Origin of the sequence: Aeribacillus composti (assembly GCF_031760945.1) — a bacterium.
GTDB classification, from domain to species: Bacteria; Bacillota; Bacilli; order Bacillales; family Aeribacillaceae; genus Aeribacillus; species Aeribacillus composti.
This window is the reverse complement of sequence record NZ_CP134501.1, coordinates 905,376-923,329: the sequence shown is the minus strand read 5'-3', so window position 1 is coordinate 923,329 and position 17,954 is coordinate 905,376. Positions and strand designations below refer to the sequence as shown.

General features: G+C 37.7%; 24 protein-coding genes. 14 read left to right on the top strand and 10 right to left on the bottom strand.

Features of this window, described 5'->3' with window-relative positions; translation table 11 throughout:
• Nucleotides 1-163: 163 nt before the first annotated feature.
• Nucleotides 164-418 carry a hypothetical protein gene (locus RI196_RS04615; RefSeq protein ID WP_063387045.1) on the top strand — a complete coding sequence of 85 codons (255 nt, stop codon included), beginning with the start codon at nt 164-166 and terminating at the stop codon, nt 416-418.
• Nucleotides 415-1,407 carry a potassium channel family protein gene (locus RI196_RS04610; protein WP_311066998.1) on the top strand — a complete coding sequence of 331 codons (993 nt, stop codon included), beginning with the start codon at nt 415-417 and terminating at the stop codon, nt 1,405-1,407. Before RI196_RS04615 ends, RI196_RS04610 begins: the two co-directional genes overlap by 4 nt.
• Here the strand turns inward: RI196_RS04610 and RI196_RS04605 are convergent.
• Complete coding sequence (locus RI196_RS04605) at nt 1,404-1,805, bottom strand: YugN-like family protein (RefSeq protein WP_063387047.1); 402 nt, start codon at nt 1,803-1,805, stop codon at nt 1,404-1,406. The two genes, RI196_RS04610 and RI196_RS04605, sit on opposite strands and share 4 nt — an antisense overlap.
• A 513-nt stretch (nt 1,806-2,318) precedes the next feature.
• Complete coding sequence (locus RI196_RS04600; RefSeq protein ID WP_063387048.1) at nt 2,319-3,668, bottom strand: glucose-6-phosphate isomerase; 1,350 nt, start codon at nt 3,666-3,668, stop codon at nt 2,319-2,321.
• A gap of 179 nt (nt 3,669-3,847) precedes the next feature.
• On the opposite strand from RI196_RS04600, the gene RI196_RS04595 reads away from it, so the two are divergent.
• A complete protein-coding gene (locus RI196_RS04595; RefSeq protein ID WP_063387049.1) occupies nt 3,848-4,081 on the top strand; it encodes a DUF378 domain-containing protein in 234 nt (77 codons plus the stop codon).
• Between the two features lie 338 nt (nt 4,082-4,419).
• Here the strand turns inward: RI196_RS04595 and yugI are convergent, their stop codons facing one another.
• The 3 genes from yugI to RI196_RS04580 form a co-directional block, all read right to left on the bottom strand.
• Entirely contained in the window at nt 4,420-4,785 is a 366-nt protein-coding gene (gene yugI, locus RI196_RS04590) for a S1 domain-containing post-transcriptional regulator GSP13 (protein ID WP_063387050.1), read from the bottom strand.
• Between the two features lie 128 nt (nt 4,786-4,913).
• Nucleotides 4,914-6,083 (bottom strand): aminotransferase, encoded by a 1,170-nt coding sequence (locus RI196_RS04585; RefSeq protein WP_186439307.1) that lies wholly within the window; start codon nt 6,081-6,083, stop codon nt 4,914-4,916.
• On the bottom strand, nt 6,080-6,580 hold the full coding sequence (locus tag RI196_RS04580; RefSeq protein WP_063387051.1) for an Lrp/AsnC family transcriptional regulator: 501 nt from the start codon (nt 6,578-6,580) through the stop codon (nt 6,080-6,082). The genes RI196_RS04585 and RI196_RS04580 overlap by 4 nt, the downstream gene beginning before the upstream one ends.
• A gap of 159 nt (nt 6,581-6,739) precedes the next feature.
• Between RI196_RS04580 and RI196_RS04575 the strand changes: the two genes are divergently transcribed.
• Complete coding sequence (locus RI196_RS04575) at nt 6,740-7,540, top strand: alpha/beta fold hydrolase (RefSeq protein ID WP_063387100.1); 801 nt, start codon at nt 6,740-6,742, stop codon at nt 7,538-7,540.
• A 14-nt stretch (nt 7,541-7,554) separates the two neighbouring features.
• On the opposite strand, the gene RI196_RS04570 is transcribed toward RI196_RS04575, so the two are convergent.
• Nucleotides 7,555-7,818, bottom strand: a complete 264-nt coding sequence (locus tag RI196_RS04570) for a DUF1871 family protein (RefSeq protein WP_144597764.1) — start codon at nt 7,816-7,818, stop codon at nt 7,555-7,557.
• A gap of 75 nt (nt 7,819-7,893) precedes the next feature.
• Between RI196_RS04570 and RI196_RS04565 the strand changes: the two genes are divergently transcribed.
• Nucleotides 7,894-9,060, top strand: a complete 1,167-nt coding sequence (locus tag RI196_RS04565) for a MalY/PatB family protein (protein ID WP_144597765.1) — start codon at nt 7,894-7,896, stop codon at nt 9,058-9,060.
• Between the two features lie 29 nt (nt 9,061-9,089).
• Here the strand turns inward: RI196_RS04565 and RI196_RS04560 are convergent, their stop codons facing one another.
• On the bottom strand, nt 9,090-9,287 hold the full coding sequence (locus RI196_RS04560; protein ID WP_063387054.1) for a hypothetical protein: 198 nt from the start codon (nt 9,285-9,287) through the stop codon (nt 9,090-9,092).
• Between the two features lie 127 nt (nt 9,288-9,414).
• Between RI196_RS04560 and kapB the strand changes: the two genes are divergently transcribed.
• Complete coding sequence (gene kapB, locus RI196_RS04555) at nt 9,415-9,798, top strand: kinase-associated lipoprotein KapB (protein WP_063387055.1); 384 nt, start codon at nt 9,415-9,417, stop codon at nt 9,796-9,798.
• 30 nt (nt 9,799-9,828) lie between these two features.
• Here kapB and kapD read toward each other — a convergent pair whose 3' ends face one another.
• Complete coding sequence (gene kapD / locus RI196_RS04550) at nt 9,829-10,449, bottom strand: 3'-5' exonuclease KapD (protein ID WP_063387101.1); 621 nt, start codon at nt 10,447-10,449, stop codon at nt 9,829-9,831.
• A 146-nt stretch (nt 10,450-10,595) separates the two neighbouring features.
• On the opposite strand from kapD, the gene RI196_RS04545 reads away from it, so the two are divergent.
• A complete protein-coding gene (locus RI196_RS04545) occupies nt 10,596-10,997 on the top strand; it encodes a thiol-disulfide oxidoreductase DCC family protein (RefSeq protein ID WP_144597766.1) in 402 nt (133 codons plus the stop codon).
• A gap of 136 nt (nt 10,998-11,133) precedes the next feature.
• On the opposite strand, the gene RI196_RS04540 is transcribed toward RI196_RS04545, so the two are convergent.
• On the bottom strand, nt 11,134-11,325 hold the full coding sequence (locus RI196_RS04540; RefSeq protein WP_130157067.1) for a hypothetical protein: 192 nt from the start codon (nt 11,323-11,325) through the stop codon (nt 11,134-11,136).
• Nucleotides 11,326-11,498: 173 nt separating this feature from the next.
• On the opposite strand from RI196_RS04540, the gene RI196_RS04535 reads away from it, so the two are divergent.
• The 7 genes from RI196_RS04535 to mnhG are packed head-to-tail and all read left to right on the top strand — an operon-like array spanning nt 11,499 to nt 17,262.
• Nucleotides 11,499-13,919 (top strand): Na+/H+ antiporter subunit A, encoded by a 2,421-nt coding sequence (locus tag RI196_RS04535; protein WP_311066997.1) that lies wholly within the window; start codon nt 11,499-11,501, stop codon nt 13,917-13,919.
• Complete coding sequence (locus tag RI196_RS04530) at nt 13,891-14,328, top strand: Na(+)/H(+) antiporter subunit B (protein ID WP_130157063.1); 438 nt, start codon at nt 13,891-13,893, stop codon at nt 14,326-14,328. The genes RI196_RS04535 and RI196_RS04530 overlap by 29 nt, the downstream gene beginning before the upstream one ends.
• Nucleotides 14,328-14,666, top strand: coding sequence for a Na(+)/H(+) antiporter subunit C (locus RI196_RS04525; RefSeq protein ID WP_144597768.1), 339 nt, complete (start codon nt 14,328-14,330; stop codon nt 14,664-14,666). Before RI196_RS04530 ends, RI196_RS04525 begins: the two co-directional genes overlap by 1 nt.
• Nucleotides 14,663-16,147, top strand: coding sequence for a Na+/H+ antiporter subunit D (locus tag RI196_RS04520; RefSeq protein ID WP_066249250.1), 1,485 nt, complete (start codon nt 14,663-14,665; stop codon nt 16,145-16,147). Before RI196_RS04525 ends, RI196_RS04520 begins: the two co-directional genes overlap by 4 nt.
• Nucleotides 16,148-16,152: 5 nt before the next feature.
• Nucleotides 16,153-16,629, top strand: coding sequence for a Na+/H+ antiporter subunit E (locus RI196_RS04515; protein WP_130157059.1), 477 nt, complete (start codon nt 16,153-16,155; stop codon nt 16,627-16,629).
• Complete coding sequence (locus RI196_RS04510) at nt 16,629-16,916, top strand: Na(+)/H(+) antiporter subunit F1 (protein WP_311066996.1); 288 nt, start codon at nt 16,629-16,631, stop codon at nt 16,914-16,916. Before RI196_RS04515 ends, RI196_RS04510 begins: the two co-directional genes overlap by 1 nt.
• Entirely contained in the window at nt 16,897-17,262 is a 366-nt protein-coding gene (gene mnhG / locus RI196_RS04505) for a monovalent cation/H(+) antiporter subunit G (protein WP_311066995.1), read from the top strand. Before RI196_RS04510 ends, mnhG begins: the two co-directional genes overlap by 20 nt.
• 43 nt (nt 17,263-17,305) lie before the next feature.
• Here the strand turns inward: mnhG and RI196_RS04500 are convergent, their stop codons facing one another.
• On the bottom strand, nt 17,306-17,944 hold the full coding sequence (locus tag RI196_RS04500; RefSeq protein ID WP_066249242.1) for a response regulator transcription factor: 639 nt from the start codon (nt 17,942-17,944) through the stop codon (nt 17,306-17,308).
• Nucleotides 17,945-17,954 lie beyond the last annotated feature (10 nt).

The following is a 17,954-nucleotide window of genomic DNA, read 5'->3' as shown; positions in this document are numbered from 1 at the left end:
ATGTCTTTACTATTCTACGATGACATGAACCATTTCATTCAGCTTTACTGTAAAATCACCCCATAATTATGAATTCAGCTGTCCAACATATTCATACGCATTTGTATACGAAAAGTTTCATTTTCAAAAAAGAATTTGCACATACTAATACAGGGGTGTTGAGATGAAACTTAATAATGAAGAGAAAAAACAACTGAGTACCGCAATTGATAACATGAACGATGCGTTAGATGTATTTATCGAGCTGTACAATGAATCAGAAGAAGATGTAAGCATTATAGAATTTGAAGATCAAACCATCAAGGCGATTAAACGCGCGGTCGATGCATACGGAAAAGAGGCCGTTTCCAAAAAAATCAATACAATTATTACAGAAATTTTCTCTTTTCTTGCCGAAACGAAAGGAAGTAAATCATGAAATCAAAGCTTTGGATTCAATATTTAAGGTGGCCGGTTTTTATCCGAATGTCTGTTATTGTGTTAATGATTTTAATTTTGTTTGGCACGATGATTTCTTACATAGAACCGAAGGAGTTTCCTACACCTTTTGAAGGCATATGGTGGGCTCTTGTAACAATGTCTACAACCGGTTATGGCGATTTCGTTCCAAAAACTTTTTTGGGACGTACATTCGGAATGATACTAATTTTGACCGGAGTAGCATTTTTAACATCCTATTTTACGAATTTATCAGCTGCTGCTGTAAAAAGGCAAAATGCCTATATTGACGGGGAAATTCCTTTCAAAGGGAAAAACCATTTTTTATTAATTGGCTGGAATGAAAAAACAAAGGAGATTATTGAAACACTGCGTATTATAAAATTTTACTGCCCTATTGTTCTTATCGACCAAACATTATCTGAGGCACCTTATATTGATGAAAACATACACTTTATTAAAGGAAATCCTGCCGATGATCAAATTTTAAATAAAGCAAACATTAAAGAGGCAAAAGCTGTCTTCATAACAGCTGATCAACATAGAAACGAATTGGAAGCCGACATGCTCACGATTTTAGTATTAATTACGGTAAAAGCGTCAAATCCGTCCGTGTACACCATTTGCGAAATGATGACAAAAACACAAACATTGAATGCCAAACGGGCGGGAGCTGATGAGATTATTCAATCTTTCCAGGTGGTTGGTCAAGTCTTTTTAAATAGCTTCTTATTTCAGAATGGATTTTCGAATGTTATATTAGAGCTCGGGAAAGCATACGGCGCCCGCTTAACAATTGAATCTCCAACAGACCAGGACATCGGGAAAAATTTTCAGCAATTACATAATGACCTGTTTTCCAATGGCATCATTCTTTTTGGCATCAAAAGAGGGGAAGAGATTTTTCTAAACCCTCCCCACAATTTTACAGTCGTTCAACACGATTGTTTAATAGCTTTAAAAAACTAATTTAATCTTCTTTCAAGCTCTTGAATTAGTGTCTCTCCTAATTGAACATAAGGCTCTAAAACATCGGCATCTTTTTCCGCCGGTTCGGAAAACTGATTAAAGGAGGCTTGGAAGTTTCCAATTGCCGCATGATCGTCAAGTCCCTCTTTATATTTGTGGGTTAAAATAAAAGGCCGGCCGAGTCTTACCGTTGCATTATGTGCATCCAATTGCCCGTCGACAGCACGAAACGGTATTCTTAAAAAGTGGTATCCGTCGTCATCATCCATCAGATAATCAAAATAACCGTGATCATAATCCCAATTCCCTCCAATTGTGTATCCTAACTGTTTTAATTCCAGTTCTAAATCGTATAAAGGATATTGTTTTCCTTCCAAAGATGAAGAAATTTCAATCATTACTTAAACACCTTCCTGCTCATTTTTTATTATGTTTACCCAATGGTGAAAAAGTAGTCATGAAAGATGCTCTTCAAGCTTTATGGAAAATGGCGATTTTTGCATTCGGCAAATATTCGAGCGAATTTTTCGTTTGATGGAAAGTCATTATTTTAAGTTAAAAAATTGGTTTTTTATTTCGAATTTTGCTCTAACTATGCGGATCCCTCTTCCCAATAATATTCTCCACGCTCTTACAGCAGACAGATAAAAGTTAAAGGGCTTCTGTTAATGGAAGGGATATAACGTGACAGTCAAAAATATTGCGATGAAGAGCAAATTGTGTATTTATTTTTCTAAATAAAGGAATAAAAGAGCAACATTGCATTCCAATTGTCGGAAGCGGGCAGCAGATAGACAAAAATAAAACAGCTGTAGCTAGAAATAGCTACAGCTGCTGCTTAATCAAATTCTGTCTGCTTGGCAAAGGAAAATTCAGCAACAAATTGCCGTTCTTTTTTACATGATTCCCTTTTATTTCAAGCGTTTTTCAAGCTCAGCTTTTTTCTCTTCAAAGCCCGGTTTGCCTAAAAGAGCGAACATGTTGATTTTGTATGCTTCTACGCCTGGCTGGTCAAACGGGTTAACGCCAAGTAAATAACCGCTCATTGCACAAGCTTTTTCAAAGAAATAAACGAGATATCCGAATGTATAAGCGTTTAATTCAGGAATGGAAACAATGAGGTTCGGTACGCCCCCGTCAGTATGAGCTAAGAGAGTCCCTTCAAATGCTTTTTTATTGACAAAATCAACAGATTTTCCGGCTAAATAATTTAATCCGTCTAGGTTGCTTTCATCTTCTTCAATCGTTATATCATGCCGTACCTTCTCTACATGTAAGATCGTTTCAAATATGTCCCGGCGCCCTTCTTGCACATATTGTCCTAACGAATGCAGATCTGTCGAAAAGTTGGCTGAAGCAGGGAAAATACCTTTCAAATCTTTTCCTTCACTTTCCCCGAAAAGCTGCTTCCACCATTCCGCAAAATATTGAAGAGCCGGCTCATAATTGATGAGCATTTCAATTGTTTTCCCTTTATTATAAAGAATATTGCGCGCAACGGCATACTGGTAAGCTGGATTCTCCATTAGCTCGGAAGAAGAAAAATCTCTTCTTGCATCTTGAGCGCCCTTCATAATCTCTTCAATATCCACTCCGCTTACCGCAATCGGAAGAAGCCCGACAGCAGTTAGAACAGAATATCGTCCGCCGACATCATCCGGGATAATAAATGATTCATATCCTTCTTCATTTGCGAGTGTTTTGAGGGCTCCGCGCGCTTTATCTGTCGTAGCATAAATACGTTTTTTCGCTTCTTCTCTTCCATATTTATCCTCTAATAATTTACGGAAAATTCGGAACGCTATCGCTGGTTCTGTCGTTGTTCCAGATTTAGAAATGACATTAATGGAAAAATCTTTTTCTTTTATAAAATCAATAACATCTTGGATATATGTAGAACTTATATTGTTTCCGACAAAAATAATTTGCGGCGCTTTTCTTTGGCTTTTTGAAAGAGCATTAAAAAATGAATGGTTCAACATTTCAATTGCAGCTCGAGCACCTAAATAAGAACCTCCGATTCCGATGACAAGCAATACATCAGAATCCGAACGGATTTTTTCGGCACATTGTTGAATCCGTGCAAATTCCTCCTTGTCATAATCTTGCGGCAAATCGATCCAGCCTAAAAAATCACTTCCTTGACCTGATTTTTCATGCAAGGAATGATGGGCAACCTTTACAAAATCTTGATAATATGTAAATTCTTGCTCACTAAAAAAAGATAAAGCTTTAGAGTAATCAAAACGTACATGTGCCATAAGCCAATTCCTCCATCTCTAAAAATTTATCTGCCATGTCTTCCACTTTATCGAAAATATTTGTCGAAATCAAGAAAACAATAAACAGAACAGGCTCATTATTCCTGCTATCAGATGTATAAATTTTTCATTTTGATACAAGTTAATAAGGAAAAATTCAACTTAAAGGAGGTAGCAACATGAGCACTTTACAGCGGATTGCACTGCTTTTTACAATAATCGGAGCCCTGAACTGGGGTCTTATCGGATTTTTTCAATTTGATCTTGTGGCAGCTATTTTTGGCGGCCAAAATGCTGCTTTATCTAGAATCATTTATGGTATAGTCGGTATTGCCGGTCTCATTAATCTTGCTCTCTTATTTAAACCTGATGCAGAATTTGCCCGTAATGAGCCTAAGACGGAAACAAGATAAAGACAACAAGCATTTCAATGAGATCAAAATTCGGAGCTTAAAAAATCGACATAATTTTCTGTAAAAAAACCTTCTATAATTTTTTTCTAAAATCGACAGAACCGAAAAGTAGGGTTCAAATAAACCGGCATAATTGCCGGTTTTTTTCATTAGCGCAGCTTGAAGGATTGCCGCTTTTCGAACTTCTATAACCGAAATGACATTCGATAAATCTTTAAAAGAATGTCCGGGCAAAGTTCGATAGCAGTCTTTGTAACAGGAATAAGTATTAAAAAGCAAATTCGTGTTCTACAATAACGTTTCCGTAAAATTCCGCCATGACCATGATGCGTATGTCTTTATTTTTTTATAATATTTTCGTGTTTTGATTGTTCAATCCATTCCTGCAGCTTTTCACGCAATGTGTTAAAGCCTCTTGACGCTTCGTTTTCTGTTTTTTGTTTAGCAATTGGTTTTGATTTTTCTTCCACTGCCTTAATGGATAAGCTGATCTTTCCCGATTCATGATCAACAGAAAGAATTTTTACATTTACTTCATCGCCGATCTTTAAGTAATCCCGGACATCTTTTACATATCCGTGGGCAATTTCCGAAATATGCACTAGACCTTGCGTTTCTTCATCCAATGCTACAAATGCACCGTACGGCTGGATTCCTGTCACTTTACCAACTAAAACAGCCCCGATAGGATATTGATTAGCCATTTAAACACTCCTAATTCATAATTTCTGCTTAAAACGAATATGCGGTGATCAATTATAACACAATGTACTCATTTGAGCAAAAATAAATAAAAAAACCTGGCCTCATATTAGGCCAGGCAATAAAAGCATTATAAAGATTGTACAAATCGTTTGATCCTTTTCATCGCTTCTTGAAGCTGCTCCATAGATGATGCGTATGAACAACGAATATATCCTTCGCCGCTTTGGCCAAAAACATTGCCGGGGACTACTGCTACTTTTTCTTCTAAAAGCAATCTCTCCGCAAATTCCTCGGAAGACAATCCGGTGCTTTTAATGCTTGGAAAAGCATAAAAGGCACCGCCCGGCATATGGCAAAATAAACCGGCTTCATTTAATGACTGAACAATGTAGTTTCTTCTTCTTTGATAGCTTTTCCGCATGTATAAAACATCTTCATCATTTTCCAATGCTTCTAATGCAGCGTATTGGGCCATTGTCGGCGCGCACATGATCGAATATTGATGAACCTTCAACATTGCACGCGCAAAAACTCGGTCAGCAGCTATATACCCAAGCCGCCACCCTGTCATGGCAAAGCCTTTAGAAAAGCCGGAAATAAGAATTGTCCGTTCCTTCATACCTTCAATACTCGGCATGCTTACATATTCATCTTCATAACAGAGCTCAGCATAAATCTCATCAGCCACTACCAGCAAGTCATATCGCTTAGCAATTTGTGCAACTGCTTCCAGCTCTTTCTTCGATAAAACCGTTCCTGTCGGGTTGTTTGGCGTACAAATCATAATGGCTTTTGTCTTACTTGTAATATATTTTTCCAAAATTTCCGGATTGACTTTAAATTCTTCTTCTCCAAAGGTAGATACGCTGACAGGCTTCCCTCCCGCGAGAGTGACCAGAGGCGCATATGAAACAAAGCAAGGTTCTATTATTAATACTTCATCCCCGCTATTAATAATAGACCGGAAAGCTATATCGATCGCTTGACTCGCACCAACTGTTACAATAATTTCTTCAGCCGGATCGTACTGTAAATCAAAACGTTTGAACAAATACTCGCTGATTTTTTCGCGAAGCTCATACAATCCAGCGTTTGCTGTATAAGACGTAAATCCTTGTTCCAAGGAAAGAATGCAGGCTTCGCGTACATTCCATGGAGTGACAAAATCAGGCTCTCCTACACCAAGTGAAATAACGCCTTCCATATTGGCAGCCAGGTCAAAAAACTTGCGGATGCCTGATGGCTTCATATTTATGACAGTTTCTGACAAATATGAATTTAACGTCTTCATTTTCATGGTGACACCACGATTCTTTTATCTTTATCTTCGTGATCAAAAATGATTCCGTCATGTTTATATTTTTTCAAAATAAAATGTGTTGTTGTAGATAAAACGGATTCAAGCGTTGACAGCTTCTCCGATACAAAACGGGCTATATCATTCATTGTTTTTCCTTCAATCACGACAGAAAGATCATAAGCGCCTGACATTAAATAAACCGATTTAACCTCGTTAAATCGATAAATGCGTTCGGCAATTTCATCAAACCCTACGCCTCTTTTTGGAGCCACCTTTACATCGATCATGGCTGTTACGCCTTCATGTCCGTCTACCTTTTTCCAATCAATGGTTGTCGCATAATTCACGATGATTTTTTTCTCTTCTAAACCTGAAATCAATTTCTTTGTCTCTTCCTCAGAAAGTCCAATCATTTTCGCAATTGTTTCAGGTGTTAATCGGCTGTCTTCCTCCAAAATTTCTAAAATTTCTGTTTCCTTTTCAGTCAATTTCATTTTTGTAAATCCCCCTAAAATGGAATCTTCAGATAATTATATCACGTTCCAGAATTTTTACATCACTATACCAGAAAATTTTTTAAATTGATGGATAAACTAACGGTACAAAATTACTGAAAGGAGAAATAAGCATTGCTAAAGGAAATCCATCACAAGATGAAAATATTAGGAACAAATATATATTACGAATATTATCATCATCCACAACAAACAGATACGATCGTGCTGATTCATGGATTTTTATCCTCCACCTTCAGCTACAGAAAATTAATCCCTTTATTAAAAAAGCACTTTTCCATTATAGCCATTGATCTTCCCCCATTTGGGAAATCCGAAAAAGCAACGAAGTTTTTCTATTCCTATCACAACATGGCAAAAGCGGTTATAGAGCTTTTAGAACGTTTGCAAATCAAACAGGCTGTAATTGTCGGCCATTCCATGGGCGGACAAATTTCTTTATATGCAGCTAAGCAAAAACCTGATTTGTTTAAAAAAATTGTGCTCATTTGCAGCTCTGGTTATATGCAAAAGATGCCTTCCTCTCTCATATTTTGTTCATATCTCCCGTATTTTTACCTTTACGTTAAAAGACAATTTATCAGGCAAGGCGTATGGAAAAGCTTATGCAGTGTCGTGCACGACCAATCGCTCATTAACGAAGACATGATATACGGATATAGCGAACCGTTTTATGACGATAAAATTTTCAGAGCATTGACCCGAATGATTCGTGAACGTGAAGGAGATCTTTCCTCACAAGACTTAAAAACGATTGAAATTCCATGCTTATTAGTATGGGGGGAAGAAGATAAAATCGTTCCAATCGAAGTCGGATACCAGCTTCAGAAAGATTTGCCCATCTCTCGTTTTGTCTCTTTTAAACAAACAGGCCATTTAGTGCCTGAAGAGCGGCCATATCATGTTAGTAATCACATTTTTGATTTTTGTTTCGGCTAAATAGGCAAGTGTTTTTACAATAATTGGCATGACACATTTTTTTTAATCGCCAATAGTTTTTTGGCGATTTTTTCACATTCCTTTAAAGGTATAACCTCTTCAAAAGAGAATTCGTAAATTGACTGAATCTTCCTAGCCAACTGTAAAGGGTGATCAATTGTATGAACGGCTTGAATACAATCAATTATTTCCATTTCGTAAGCATCATTGCCCAGTTGGAGCGGATCCCATTCACTTAACAGTTCAATCATAAATAAATTTGCCTCTTTTTGTTCCATATCGCTTCCCCCAAATTGGTACAAAATGTTTGCAATTGTATTTTAGCACATATACATTGGTATTGAGGTGAGAAGATGAGTGATTTTGATCAAGTAATAAAAAGAAAAGGAACACAATCTTACAAATGGGATTTCACAAAAGAATTGTTCGGACATGAAGATGTTTTGCCAATGTGGGTAGCTGATATGGATTTCAAATCTCCCGATGCGGTCATAGCGGCTTTGAAAGAACGAGTCGAACACGGTGTGTACGGCTATACTGGCGTCGCCTCCAAAACAAAAAAATCGGTTCAAAATTGGCTAAAAACAAGACATGGATGGGAAATTTCAGCCGATTCACTTGATTTTTGTTCAGGCGTAGTGGAAGCAATGAGCATAGCCATCCAAGCATTAACGGAAGAGGGGGATCGGATTGTGATTCAGCCCCCGGTATACAAGCCTTTTTTTGACATGGTGAAGTATAATAAACGCATTGTTGTGGAGAATGAATTAGTTTTAAAAGACGGGCGTTATTCTATCGATTTTGAAGATTTGGCGGAAAAGCTGGCAGATCCATCCGTCAAAATGCTGATTCTTTGCAACCCGCAAAACCCGAGCGGAAGAGTATGGACAAAAGAGGAGCTTGCAAAAATCGGCGAATTGTGCTTAGAAAACGGCGTGTTTGTTTTTTCAGATGAAATTCATTCAGATATTTTGCTGTTCGGCAATAAGCACACCCCTTTTGCTTCCATCAGTGAATCATTTGCTCAAAATTCCATTACAGCTATTGCGCCAAGCAAAACATTTAATCTTGCCGGCCTTCAAGCTTCAGCAGTGATCATTCCTGATAGGAAAATATTAGGTAAATTTAAACAAGTGAAAAGAAACCAGGGGCATTTTTCTTTAAATATTTTTGGCATTACGGCAATGGAAGCAGCCTACAATAACGGACATGAATGGCTGGATTCACTTCTCCTTTACCTTGAAGAAAACGTAAAACTTGTCGAACAATATATTGGGGAGCATTTAAAAAGTATAAACGTAATCCATCCTGATTCTACGTATTTAATTTGGCTTGATTGCCGTTCATTAAATATGACTGAACAACAATTAAAAAAACAGCTGCTTGAAAAAGGAAAATTAGCATTGGAACTGGGCAGTAAATACGGCAAGGCTGGAGAAGGTTTTGTGCGGATGAATATCGGCTGTCCGCGGCAGATGGTCCTAGATGGATTAAAGAGACTAAAAACGGCTCTTTCTTAACATTCGTTGGGAGGCATCGCCTCCCGGTTTCAGCTTCTTTTTTTCTCATTTTCTGAAAGCTTTTTCAGCAGCTCATTCGCTTTTTCTTCTTCCTTGCGGGATATTTTTTTAAAAAAAATGATCGCAACTACAGCTAAAATGATAAACGGAACCATTTGCAAAAAACCATATAAATATTCAATTTTATTTTCCGGAAAATATAGAATAAAATTTAGAAGCCATTCCATGATCATCACGACCTTTCAAATCCATTCTATCTTTTACTATAGCAAAATTTTGCTTTATCATGCCATCTGCTCTGAAAATAAAAGTGTACAATAGGTGAAAACATTACAATTGCTGGAGGGGAAAACTTTGGACATAAAAGTCGGGGATATCGTTACAGGCATTTATAAAACCGGTAAATATATCGGGGAAGTTACCGAAATTCGGGAGAATCATTATTTAGTAAGAGTAAAAGCGGTTTTAAAACATCCGATGCAAGGGGATTTGCACCAGCCGAAACAAGCAGATGTTCCGTTCTTTCATGAACGCAAAGCACTTTCCTTCAATGAACAAGCAAATATTCCAAAAAAAATGGTTCACCATTATAACGGGGAAATTCCTGATTACGAAACTTCTCTGAAAGAAGCTTCCGCTGCTTTAAAGAAGGAGCTTGAGGAAGATGGAAGCGATTGGGCATTGCGTTCTCTTGAAAACTTGAATCGATTAGAGAGAGAATATTTTAAAGCATTATGAAAAGGCCACTACAAATTGCAGCTGGCCTTTTCATGTCGCTTGCTTTTGCCATAATTTTGTTAAATCTATTCGTTCACCAATTGTCAGCGGCTTTGGTTTCAAAAGATATTGCTTATCTTTTTCAATCAGCTTAAAAATATTAAAAGTTGTTAACGCATCGTCAAGTGCACGATGATGCTTGCCGATTCCTTTTTTGCCGTATTCCTCCACAGCTTTCCACAATCCTGTTTGATTGCGGTCGCCAAAAAATTTTTTATATTCCATTGATAAATCGATCTCCGTACCTGCTATTGGAAATGGCAGTCCATGCTCTTTGCAATTATGGCGAAGAACTTTCATGTCCATGTTGCCCCATGTCACGATCATTGTTTCTTCCCCAAAAGAAAGCTTGCGAAGAAGATGAACCAATTCGGAAAACGATAGACCGTTATCAACTTGTTCTTGGGTAATTTCCAAAAAACGCTTACATCGTTCTGTTAATTTTGGAAAAAATCTAGGTTTTACAAATGTGGAAAACGTCTCTTTAATTTTTCCCCTTTCTACCTTTACGACACCCGCTTCGATAATTTCCGGAAAAAAGCCTTCCGGATTCATTTTGTTCTCAGCCATTGTAAATTCAAAATCAATAAATAACTGCTTCTTGGCCTCCACGTTATCCTCCCCCCTTATGAATCACTGCTCCGAAAACACCGTTACTTCATTATATCATTTAACAAGAATAAATATCTTCCATTTCGGAAAATAAAAAATTTTTTATGAATTTTTTATTATAAAATAGAAGAAAGGAGTGAATATCGATGAAGCCAAAAAAAATCATTCTTTTCGACGGCATGTGCAATTTTTGCGATTCGACCGTAAATTTCATCATTTCGCACGATCCAGATGAAATTTTTATATTCGCACCGCTGCAATCAAGCAAGGGAAAGGAATTATTACAGCAATTCGGCCTTTCGACTGAATCTTTTGATTCGCTCGTATTATCGGATGGGAATCGCTGTTATACAAAATCCACTGCTGCTTTACATATCGCCAAACACTTAAGCGGGTTTTTGAAAATATTTTACGGATTCATCATCATACCGAAACCAATTCGCGATTTTATTTATCAGATCATTGCTAAAAACCGATATAAATGGTTCGGTCAAAAAAACAAATGCATCCTTCCTAGTGAAAACATAAAAAAACGTTTTTTACAATAATCCGAGGAATTTTTAAAACTGCCTGTTCATCTCATAAATTTTTCTTTCTGTAAAGAAAGAAACTGGACAATCGCCAATTTCTTTTAAAAAACTCGATTTTACTTGTATTTTCTTTAATGTTTTTGGCATTTCATTCTTAGTAATTGATGACACGAATGTATTCTCTTGGTGCAAATTTTTCTTCATTCATATTTTTGGAAAAAGTATTGATTGGCGTCCACTCATATGATGGATGTACATACGTCTGTTTCGTTTGTTCATGCAAATACCATGAAATGCTGAATAATAAGATAAAAATTAAAACGGCTGTCATTACCTTTTTTGTCATCATACCACCTCATTTTCAAGGTGGGAAATTTCACAAAAAAATATACATTTTATGATTTTTTTGATACGATATTTGTGGTCTTATGAACTTGAAATTTAAAATGCTATATATGCAAAAAATATTGAGAACAATAAAATACAGCTAGTCCAAAACATTGGATAAGGAGGGTTTACATGACATTTCTGCATTGGGCTATATTATTTCCATTTCTATTTGCTTTCATGGTACCATTCCTATATAAGACATTTCGGAAAATACATACTGGATGGTTTGTGCTTCCCCTTCCTATATGTTTATTCATATTTTTTCTTCAATTTTTGCCGGGAGTTAAGTATAAAGAAGGTATCGTACAAACTGTTAAATGGATTCCATCATTAGGAATTGATTTTGCTGTTTATGTGGACGGACTCAGCCTTCTGTTTGCTTTGCTCATTACCGGTATCGGATCTCTCGTTGTTCTTTATTCGATTTACTATTTGTCGAAGGAAAAAGAACAGCTGAATGCGTTTTACGTTTATTTGTTGATGTTTATGGGGTCAATGCTTGGAGTAGTCTTAACTGATAATACTATTGTTTTATATACTTTTTGGGAAATTACCAGCTTTTCTTCTTTTCTATTAATTGGCTATTGGCATTATCGGGAAAGATCACGTTACGGGGCGCTAAAATCGATGCTTATTACTGTTTTCGGCGGGCTTTCCATGCTTGGCGGATTTATATTGCTCTACATCATGACTGGAACATTCAGCATTCGTGAAACAATTGCCCAAAGCAGCAGTATCGCCGACAATGGATTATTTATCCCAGCCCTTATTCTGCTCTTATTGGGAGCATTTACAAAATCCGCCCAATTTCCTTTTTACATTTGGCTGCCTGATGCGATGGAAGCGCCAACGCCAGTCAGTGCCTATCTCCACTCAGCAACGATGGTGAAAGCAGGCATTTATTTAGTTGCTCGATTCACACCTGTATTTGCAGGAAGTGCCGAATGGTTTTGGATCGTTTCACTTTTCGGAATTTTCACCTTATTCTGGGGATCCTTCCATGCGGTGAAACAAACAGATTTAAAAGCGATGTTAGCCTTTTCAACTGTCAGCCAGCTCGGCATGATTATGTCCCTTTTAGGTGTCGGCTCCGCCGCCCTCTTGTTTGATCATTTTGAATTTTATTCAGTTGCGATTTTAGCAGCGATTTTCCATTTGATTAACCATGCGACATTTAAAGGCAGCCTATTTATGGTTGCAGGCATTGTTGATCATGAGACAGGCACTCGAGATATTAGAAAGCTTGGCGGACTCATGTCCCTTATGCCCATTACCTTTACGATCGGTTTAATCGGCGCGTTTTCTATGGCAGGTCTTCCACCATTTAATGGATTTTTAAGCAAGGAAATGTTTTTTACCGGTATGATTCGAGTATTGAACATGGATGTATTTCAAACAGAAACATGGGGGTTTTTACTTCCAGTGCTCGCATGGATCGGCAGTATTTTTACATTTATTTACAGCATGATATTTGTTTTTAAAACATTTGCTGGAAAATTGCAGCTGGAAAATCTGCCTAAAAAGCCCCACGAGGCGCCGATCGGAATGCTGATTCCGCCTATTGTGCTGGCATCCCTTGTTGTTATTTTTGGATTTTTTCCAAACTTGCTTGCTTACAGCTTAATCGAACCGGCAATGAAATCTGTCATGCCTAGCTTGTTGAAGGATGGAGAACATTTTCACATTCATATTTCACATTGGCACGGCTTTACTGCGGAATTTTGGATGACAGTTGGCGTAGTGATACTTGGAATATTCCTATACTTGACAGCGTCAAAATGGAAAAGAGTTTACGATCTGCAGCCGAAAAGGATGACGCTCAATCAATTATATGATCATTCTTTAAAAACGGCAGGCAAAACTTCCAACCGGCTGACAAGCTTTTATATGACTGGATTTATTCGCGACTATCTCGTCTATATTTTTGCATTTATGATCATGGCAGTTGGAGCGACAATGATCATCAAGCAATCAATCTCTTTTGCTGCGGATGATGCTGCACCTGTCGGAATTTATGAATTGATCCTGTCGATTGTTATGATAGCCGGTTCAATCACAGCTGTTTTGGCAAGATCCAGATTGACAGCCATTATTGCACTTAGCTCCGTCGGGTATTCACTCGCACTGTTTTTCGTTTTATTTAGAGCGCCGGATTTAGCCTTAACGCAGCTAGTTATTGAAACGGTATCAACTGCCTTGTTTTTGCTTGCTTTTTATTTCTTACCTGAGCTGCAGAAAAAAGATAAAACTCGAAGATTCCGCCTAGTGAATTTTATAATTTCAGCAGGCGTCGGGGGGATTGTAACGCTGCTGGCCATTTCCGCAAGCAGCGAACGCACTGGAAAAACGATCGCGGAATACTTTCTGGAAACGAGCTATAGCTTGGGCGGCGGATACAATGTCGTCAACGTTATACTAGTCGATTTCCGCGGCTTTGACACGCTGTTTGAAATAACTGTTTTGGCAATCGCAGCGCTTGCTGTCTACAGTATGATTCGCCTTCGCACAGGAGGGAAAGACGTTGAAGAAAACGGGTTTAAAAACGAATGATCTTATTTTGCAAACAATTACAAAAATCGTGCTTTTTATCGTGATCATTTTTTCGTTCCATTTATTTTTCGCTGGCCATAATGCCCCTGGAGGCGGGTTTATCGGCGGGCTCATCACATCAGGAGCAATCGTTTTATTATTGATCGCTTTTGATGTCAAAACCGTGAAAGCGATTTTGCCCATTAATTATGTTAAAGTGGCGGCGTTCGGATTATTGATTGCGATTTTATCGGGGATCGGCTCCTTTCTTTTCGGAGTTCCATTCCTTTCTCATACACATGGCCACGTTCACATACCGGTTTTAGGCGATACGCATCTTGCGACTGCTGTCATTTTTGATCTCGGTGTATATTTTGTTGTTGTTGGCGTGACAATGACGATTATTCAAACGATTGGAGAGACGGAATAATGGAGATTGTAACTTCCATTGTTGCAGGAATTTTGTTTATGACAGCTACATATTTAATGCTTTCAAAAAGTTTATTGCGGATCATTATTGGAACAGGTCTTTTGAGTCACGGAGCTCATCTCCTCATTTTAACGATGGGGGGACTGAAAAGAGGAACTGTTCCGCTGCTAGATGAACACGCAGCTTCTTATGTAGACCCTTTGCCGCAAGCACTTATATTAACTGCAATTGTCATTAGCTTTGGAGTAACAGCCTTCTTTTTAGTGTTAGCCTACAGATCTTATCAAGAACTTGGAACAGACGATATGGATCAATTGAGGGGAAATGATCAGAAATGAATAACAATATCATTATTTTACCGATAATTATTCCTATGATAACTGCAGTATTGCTTATTTTTTTCAATAAACAAGAGAAAGTGCAAAAATATTTAAGCGCTGTTTCTTCTGTTATAAATATCGGCATTTCCGTTTTCCTTGTTCACTATGTTCATACAAACGGAATCATTTCCCTTGAAGTCGGAGATTGGAAAGCGCCGTTTGGGATTGTTCTTGTAGCCGATATGTACGCGATTCTGCTTGTTTTAACGGCAAACATTATTGTTTTTGCCTGTTTGCTATTTTCCTACAAAATAGTAGATTATAATCGAAGCAAATTTTTCTACTATTCCGGCGTCATGTTTTTATTGACCGGAGTGTCCGGTGCTTTTCTGACAGGAGATCTTTTCAATCTGTTTGTGTTCTATGAAGTTATGCTCATGTCTTCTTATTTTTTAATTGTTCACGGAAATTCAAAGCCGCAATTAAGAGAAACTATTAAATACATTTTAGTAAATGTTATTTCATCGGCTTTATTTGTCATATCCGTTGCATTTCTATATGCTGTAACAGGTACATTAAACATGGCTGACTTGAGCCTGCGAGTCGCAGAATTAGGCTCATCCGGCATCATCGCGGCCATCTCCATCATGTATTTAATTGTATTCGGATTGAAAGGAGCCATTTTCCCGCTTTTTTTCTGGATGCCCGGCTCCTATCAGGCTCCGCCAGCAGCTGTTACGGCTCTATTTGGTGCTCTTTTGACAAAAGTTGGCGTCTATTCGATCACAAGAGTGTTTACGCTTATTTTTTTGCAGGACATTGCATTTACTCATACGTTTATCGCATGGCTAGCGGTGCTTACGATCATATTTGGCGTTATTGGCGCCATTAGCTTCTCGGATATTAAACAGATCGTGATATACAACATTTTGACAGGCGTTGGTGTCATTTTATTCGGAGTGTCCACAATGACCGAATCAGGTTTAGAAGGATCTGTTTATTACATGATCCACGATATGATTATTAAAGGGTTGCTGTTCCTTTTGGTCGGAATCGTCTTTTCGATCACTGGAACAACAAACCTTGATAAATTCAGTGGACTAATAAAAAAATACCCAACACTTGGGTGGATGTTTTTTATCGCCGCATTAGCTTTAGCCGGCATTCCACCATTAAGCGGTTTTATCGGGAAACTGAAAATAGTCCAAGGGGGATTTGAGCAAGGTGAATTTGTATTAGCTTTCGCAGTCTTGCTTTCAAGCCTTTTAGTCCTATATTCTGTGATGAAAATATTTATTAACGGTTTTTGGGGAGAGGAAAAAATTCCGCAAGTTCGGGAAACCAGTCAAGTAAAAAGTCTTTACGTTCCGGCTGCTTTCTTGCTTGCTCTCTCATTATTTTACGGGCTTGGCACAGAATTTATCTCTTCATACATCAAACAGGCGGAACAGGTTCTTCTTTCTCCAGATCTTTATATTGAAGCCGTATTAAAGGAGTAGATCACATGGCCTTTCAAATACTGTTAAATTTTATGATTGCCATTACATGGATGCTTTTGCAGGATGACTACTCATTCATCACATTTTTTATCGGATATCTTTTAGGTATTATCATTCTTTTCGCGCTGCGCCGTTTTTTTCCAAGACGATTTTATCTGTACAATATTGCCGCTGTCATAAAGCTCATATTCATCTTTTTGAAGGAGCTTGTCCTTGCAAATATTGCTGTTTTAAAAATCGTTTTGTCGCCAAAATTGAAAATGGAGCCTGGAATTTTTGCCTTTGAAACAGAATTGGAAAAAGATTGGGAAATTACGATTCTATCCAATCTCATTACTTTAACACCAGGAACATTTGTTATTGATATTTCCGATGATAATAAAACGCTTTATATCCATTCTGTGGATATAGCGAATGTCGAACAAGCAAGAAAAGATATAAAAAGCAGTTTTGAGAAAGCTATTAAGGAGGTGAGCCGTTAATGTTTGAATTTATTATTTGGATTTCTTTGGCTCTTATCGCTTCTTCCTCTTTCTTATTGATGATTCGGCTCATCAAAGGCCCATCCGTTCCAGACCGTGCCATATCATTAGATGCGATCGGCATCAACTTAGTCGGGATCACAGCGATCATGTCGATTGTTTTAGATACAAGCGCTTTTTTGGACATTATTTTATTAATTGGAATTTTAGCTTTTATCGGCACGGTATCGATTGCTAAATTCTTGGAGAAAGGAGAAATTATCGAAAATGATCGAAACAATCAGTAAGTTTGTGATCGGATATCTCATTCTCCAAGGAGCCTTTTTCAGCCTAATTTCCGCCATTGGTGTGTTGAGGCTACCAGATGTATATACGAGAAACCATGCGGCTTCCAAAAGCGCGACATTAGGTGTGCTCTCTATTTTACTAGGGGTGTTCTTATATTTTTGGGTGCTTGAAAACCATATGAATGGAAGAGTTTTGCTGGGAATCCTGTTTATATTTTTAACATCGCCTGTAGCAGGACATTTAATCAGCCGCGCAGCTTACCATACAAAAGTGAAACTATGGGAAAACAGCAAAATTGATGAGTTAAAAGAAAAAAAGAAAGCAAAGGATAAGGTTCATTCATGAGCCTTATCTTTTATAGCAATCAAATTGGACGGGACTTCTTAATTTAAAGAATGCCTTCTGACTTCGCAATTAATACGGCTTCTGTCCGAGAGCTGACGTGCAGCTTATTAAAAATGGAAGTGAGACTATATTCAATCGATCTTTTGCTTAAATGCAGCTTATCTGCTATTTCCTGATTTGTTAGCCCTCTTTCGACTTCCATTAAAATCATTTTTTCCCTATCTGTTAAAGGCTCATTTGCTTCTTTCATAGATGGCGACTTTAATGTCTGTCGTTCAATCAATTTTTTTACGTAATCAAATGATAGAATAATCTCACCAAGCAACGCATGGCGAATGTGAGATAATATTTTCTCTTTTGACTCCGTCTTGCTGATTACTCCATGAATGCCTAAGGAAATCGCTTCTTCCATATAATCATTGACATCATATCCAGTATAAAGAAGGACTTTGCATTGGTGTTCTTGAGATGTTATTTGCTTTGCCAGTTCAATCCCGTTGACGTCACCTAAATTCATATCCATAAGAACTGCATCATATTGCAAAAAATCGATTTTCTTCATAAGTTCAGCCGTATAAGGAGGCTCCAGACAATCCACTTCAACTTCAGAATCCGTCTCCAATATCGCTTTTGTCCCTTCTCTCACAGCAGGATGATCGTCAATCACTAAAATACGAATCATGTTTTCCACC

Excerpts from the sequence above, each read along its gene's own strand:
- RI196_RS04615 (WP_063387045.1), top strand. The coding sequence starts at position 164 with ATGAAACTTAATAATGAAGAGAAAAAACAACTGAGTACCGCAATTGAT.
- RI196_RS04610 (WP_311066998.1), top strand. The coding sequence starts at position 415 with ATGAAATCAAAGCTTTGGATTCAATATTTAAGGTGGCCGGTTTTTATC.
- RI196_RS04605 (WP_063387047.1), bottom strand. The coding sequence starts at position 1,805 with ATGATTGAAATTTCTTCATCTTTGGAAGGAAAACAATATCCTTTATAC.
- RI196_RS04600 (WP_063387048.1), bottom strand. The coding sequence starts at position 3,668 with ATGGCACATGTACGTTTTGATTACTCTAAAGCTTTATCTTTTTTTAGT.
- RI196_RS04595 (WP_063387049.1), top strand. The coding sequence starts at position 3,848 with ATGAGCACTTTACAGCGGATTGCACTGCTTTTTACAATAATCGGAGCC.
- yugI (WP_063387050.1), bottom strand. The coding sequence starts at position 4,785 with ATGGCTAATCAATATCCTATCGGGGCTGTTTTAGTTGGTAAAGTGACA.
- RI196_RS04585 (WP_186439307.1), bottom strand. The coding sequence starts at position 6,083 with ATGAAAATGAAGACGTTAAATTCATATTTGTCAGAAACTGTCATAAAT.
- RI196_RS04580 (WP_063387051.1), bottom strand. The coding sequence starts at position 6,580 with ATGAAATTGACTGAAAAGGAAACAGAAATTTTAGAAATTTTGGAGGAA.
- RI196_RS04575 (WP_063387100.1), top strand. The coding sequence starts at position 6,740 with ATGAAAATATTAGGAACAAATATATATTACGAATATTATCATCATCCA.
- RI196_RS04570 (WP_144597764.1), bottom strand. The coding sequence starts at position 7,818 with ATGGAACAAAAAGAGGCAAATTTATTTATGATTGAACTGTTAAGTGAA.
- RI196_RS04565 (WP_144597765.1), top strand. The coding sequence starts at position 7,894 with ATGAGTGATTTTGATCAAGTAATAAAAAGAAAAGGAACACAATCTTAC.
- RI196_RS04560 (WP_063387054.1), bottom strand. The coding sequence starts at position 9,287 with ATGGAATGGCTTCTAAATTTTATTCTATATTTTCCGGAAAATAAAATT.
- RI196_RS04545 (WP_144597766.1), top strand. The coding sequence starts at position 10,596 with ATGAAGCCAAAAAAAATCATTCTTTTCGACGGCATGTGCAATTTTTGC.
- RI196_RS04540 (WP_130157067.1), bottom strand. The coding sequence starts at position 11,325 with ATGACAAAAAAGGTAATGACAGCCGTTTTAATTTTTATCTTATTATTC.
- RI196_RS04535 (WP_311066997.1), top strand. The coding sequence starts at position 11,499 with ATGACATTTCTGCATTGGGCTATATTATTTCCATTTCTATTTGCTTTC.
- RI196_RS04525 (WP_144597768.1), top strand. The coding sequence starts at position 14,328 with ATGGAGATTGTAACTTCCATTGTTGCAGGAATTTTGTTTATGACAGCT.
- RI196_RS04520 (WP_066249250.1), top strand. The coding sequence starts at position 14,663 with ATGAATAACAATATCATTATTTTACCGATAATTATTCCTATGATAACT.
- RI196_RS04515 (WP_130157059.1), top strand. The coding sequence starts at position 16,153 with ATGGCCTTTCAAATACTGTTAAATTTTATGATTGCCATTACATGGATG.
- RI196_RS04510 (WP_311066996.1), top strand. The coding sequence starts at position 16,629 with ATGTTTGAATTTATTATTTGGATTTCTTTGGCTCTTATCGCTTCTTCC.
- mnhG (WP_311066995.1), top strand. The coding sequence starts at position 16,897 with ATGATCGAAACAATCAGTAAGTTTGTGATCGGATATCTCATTCTCCAA.
- RI196_RS04500 (WP_066249242.1), bottom strand. The coding sequence starts at position 17,944 with ATGATTCGTATTTTAGTGATTGACGATCATCCTGCTGTGAGAGAAGGG.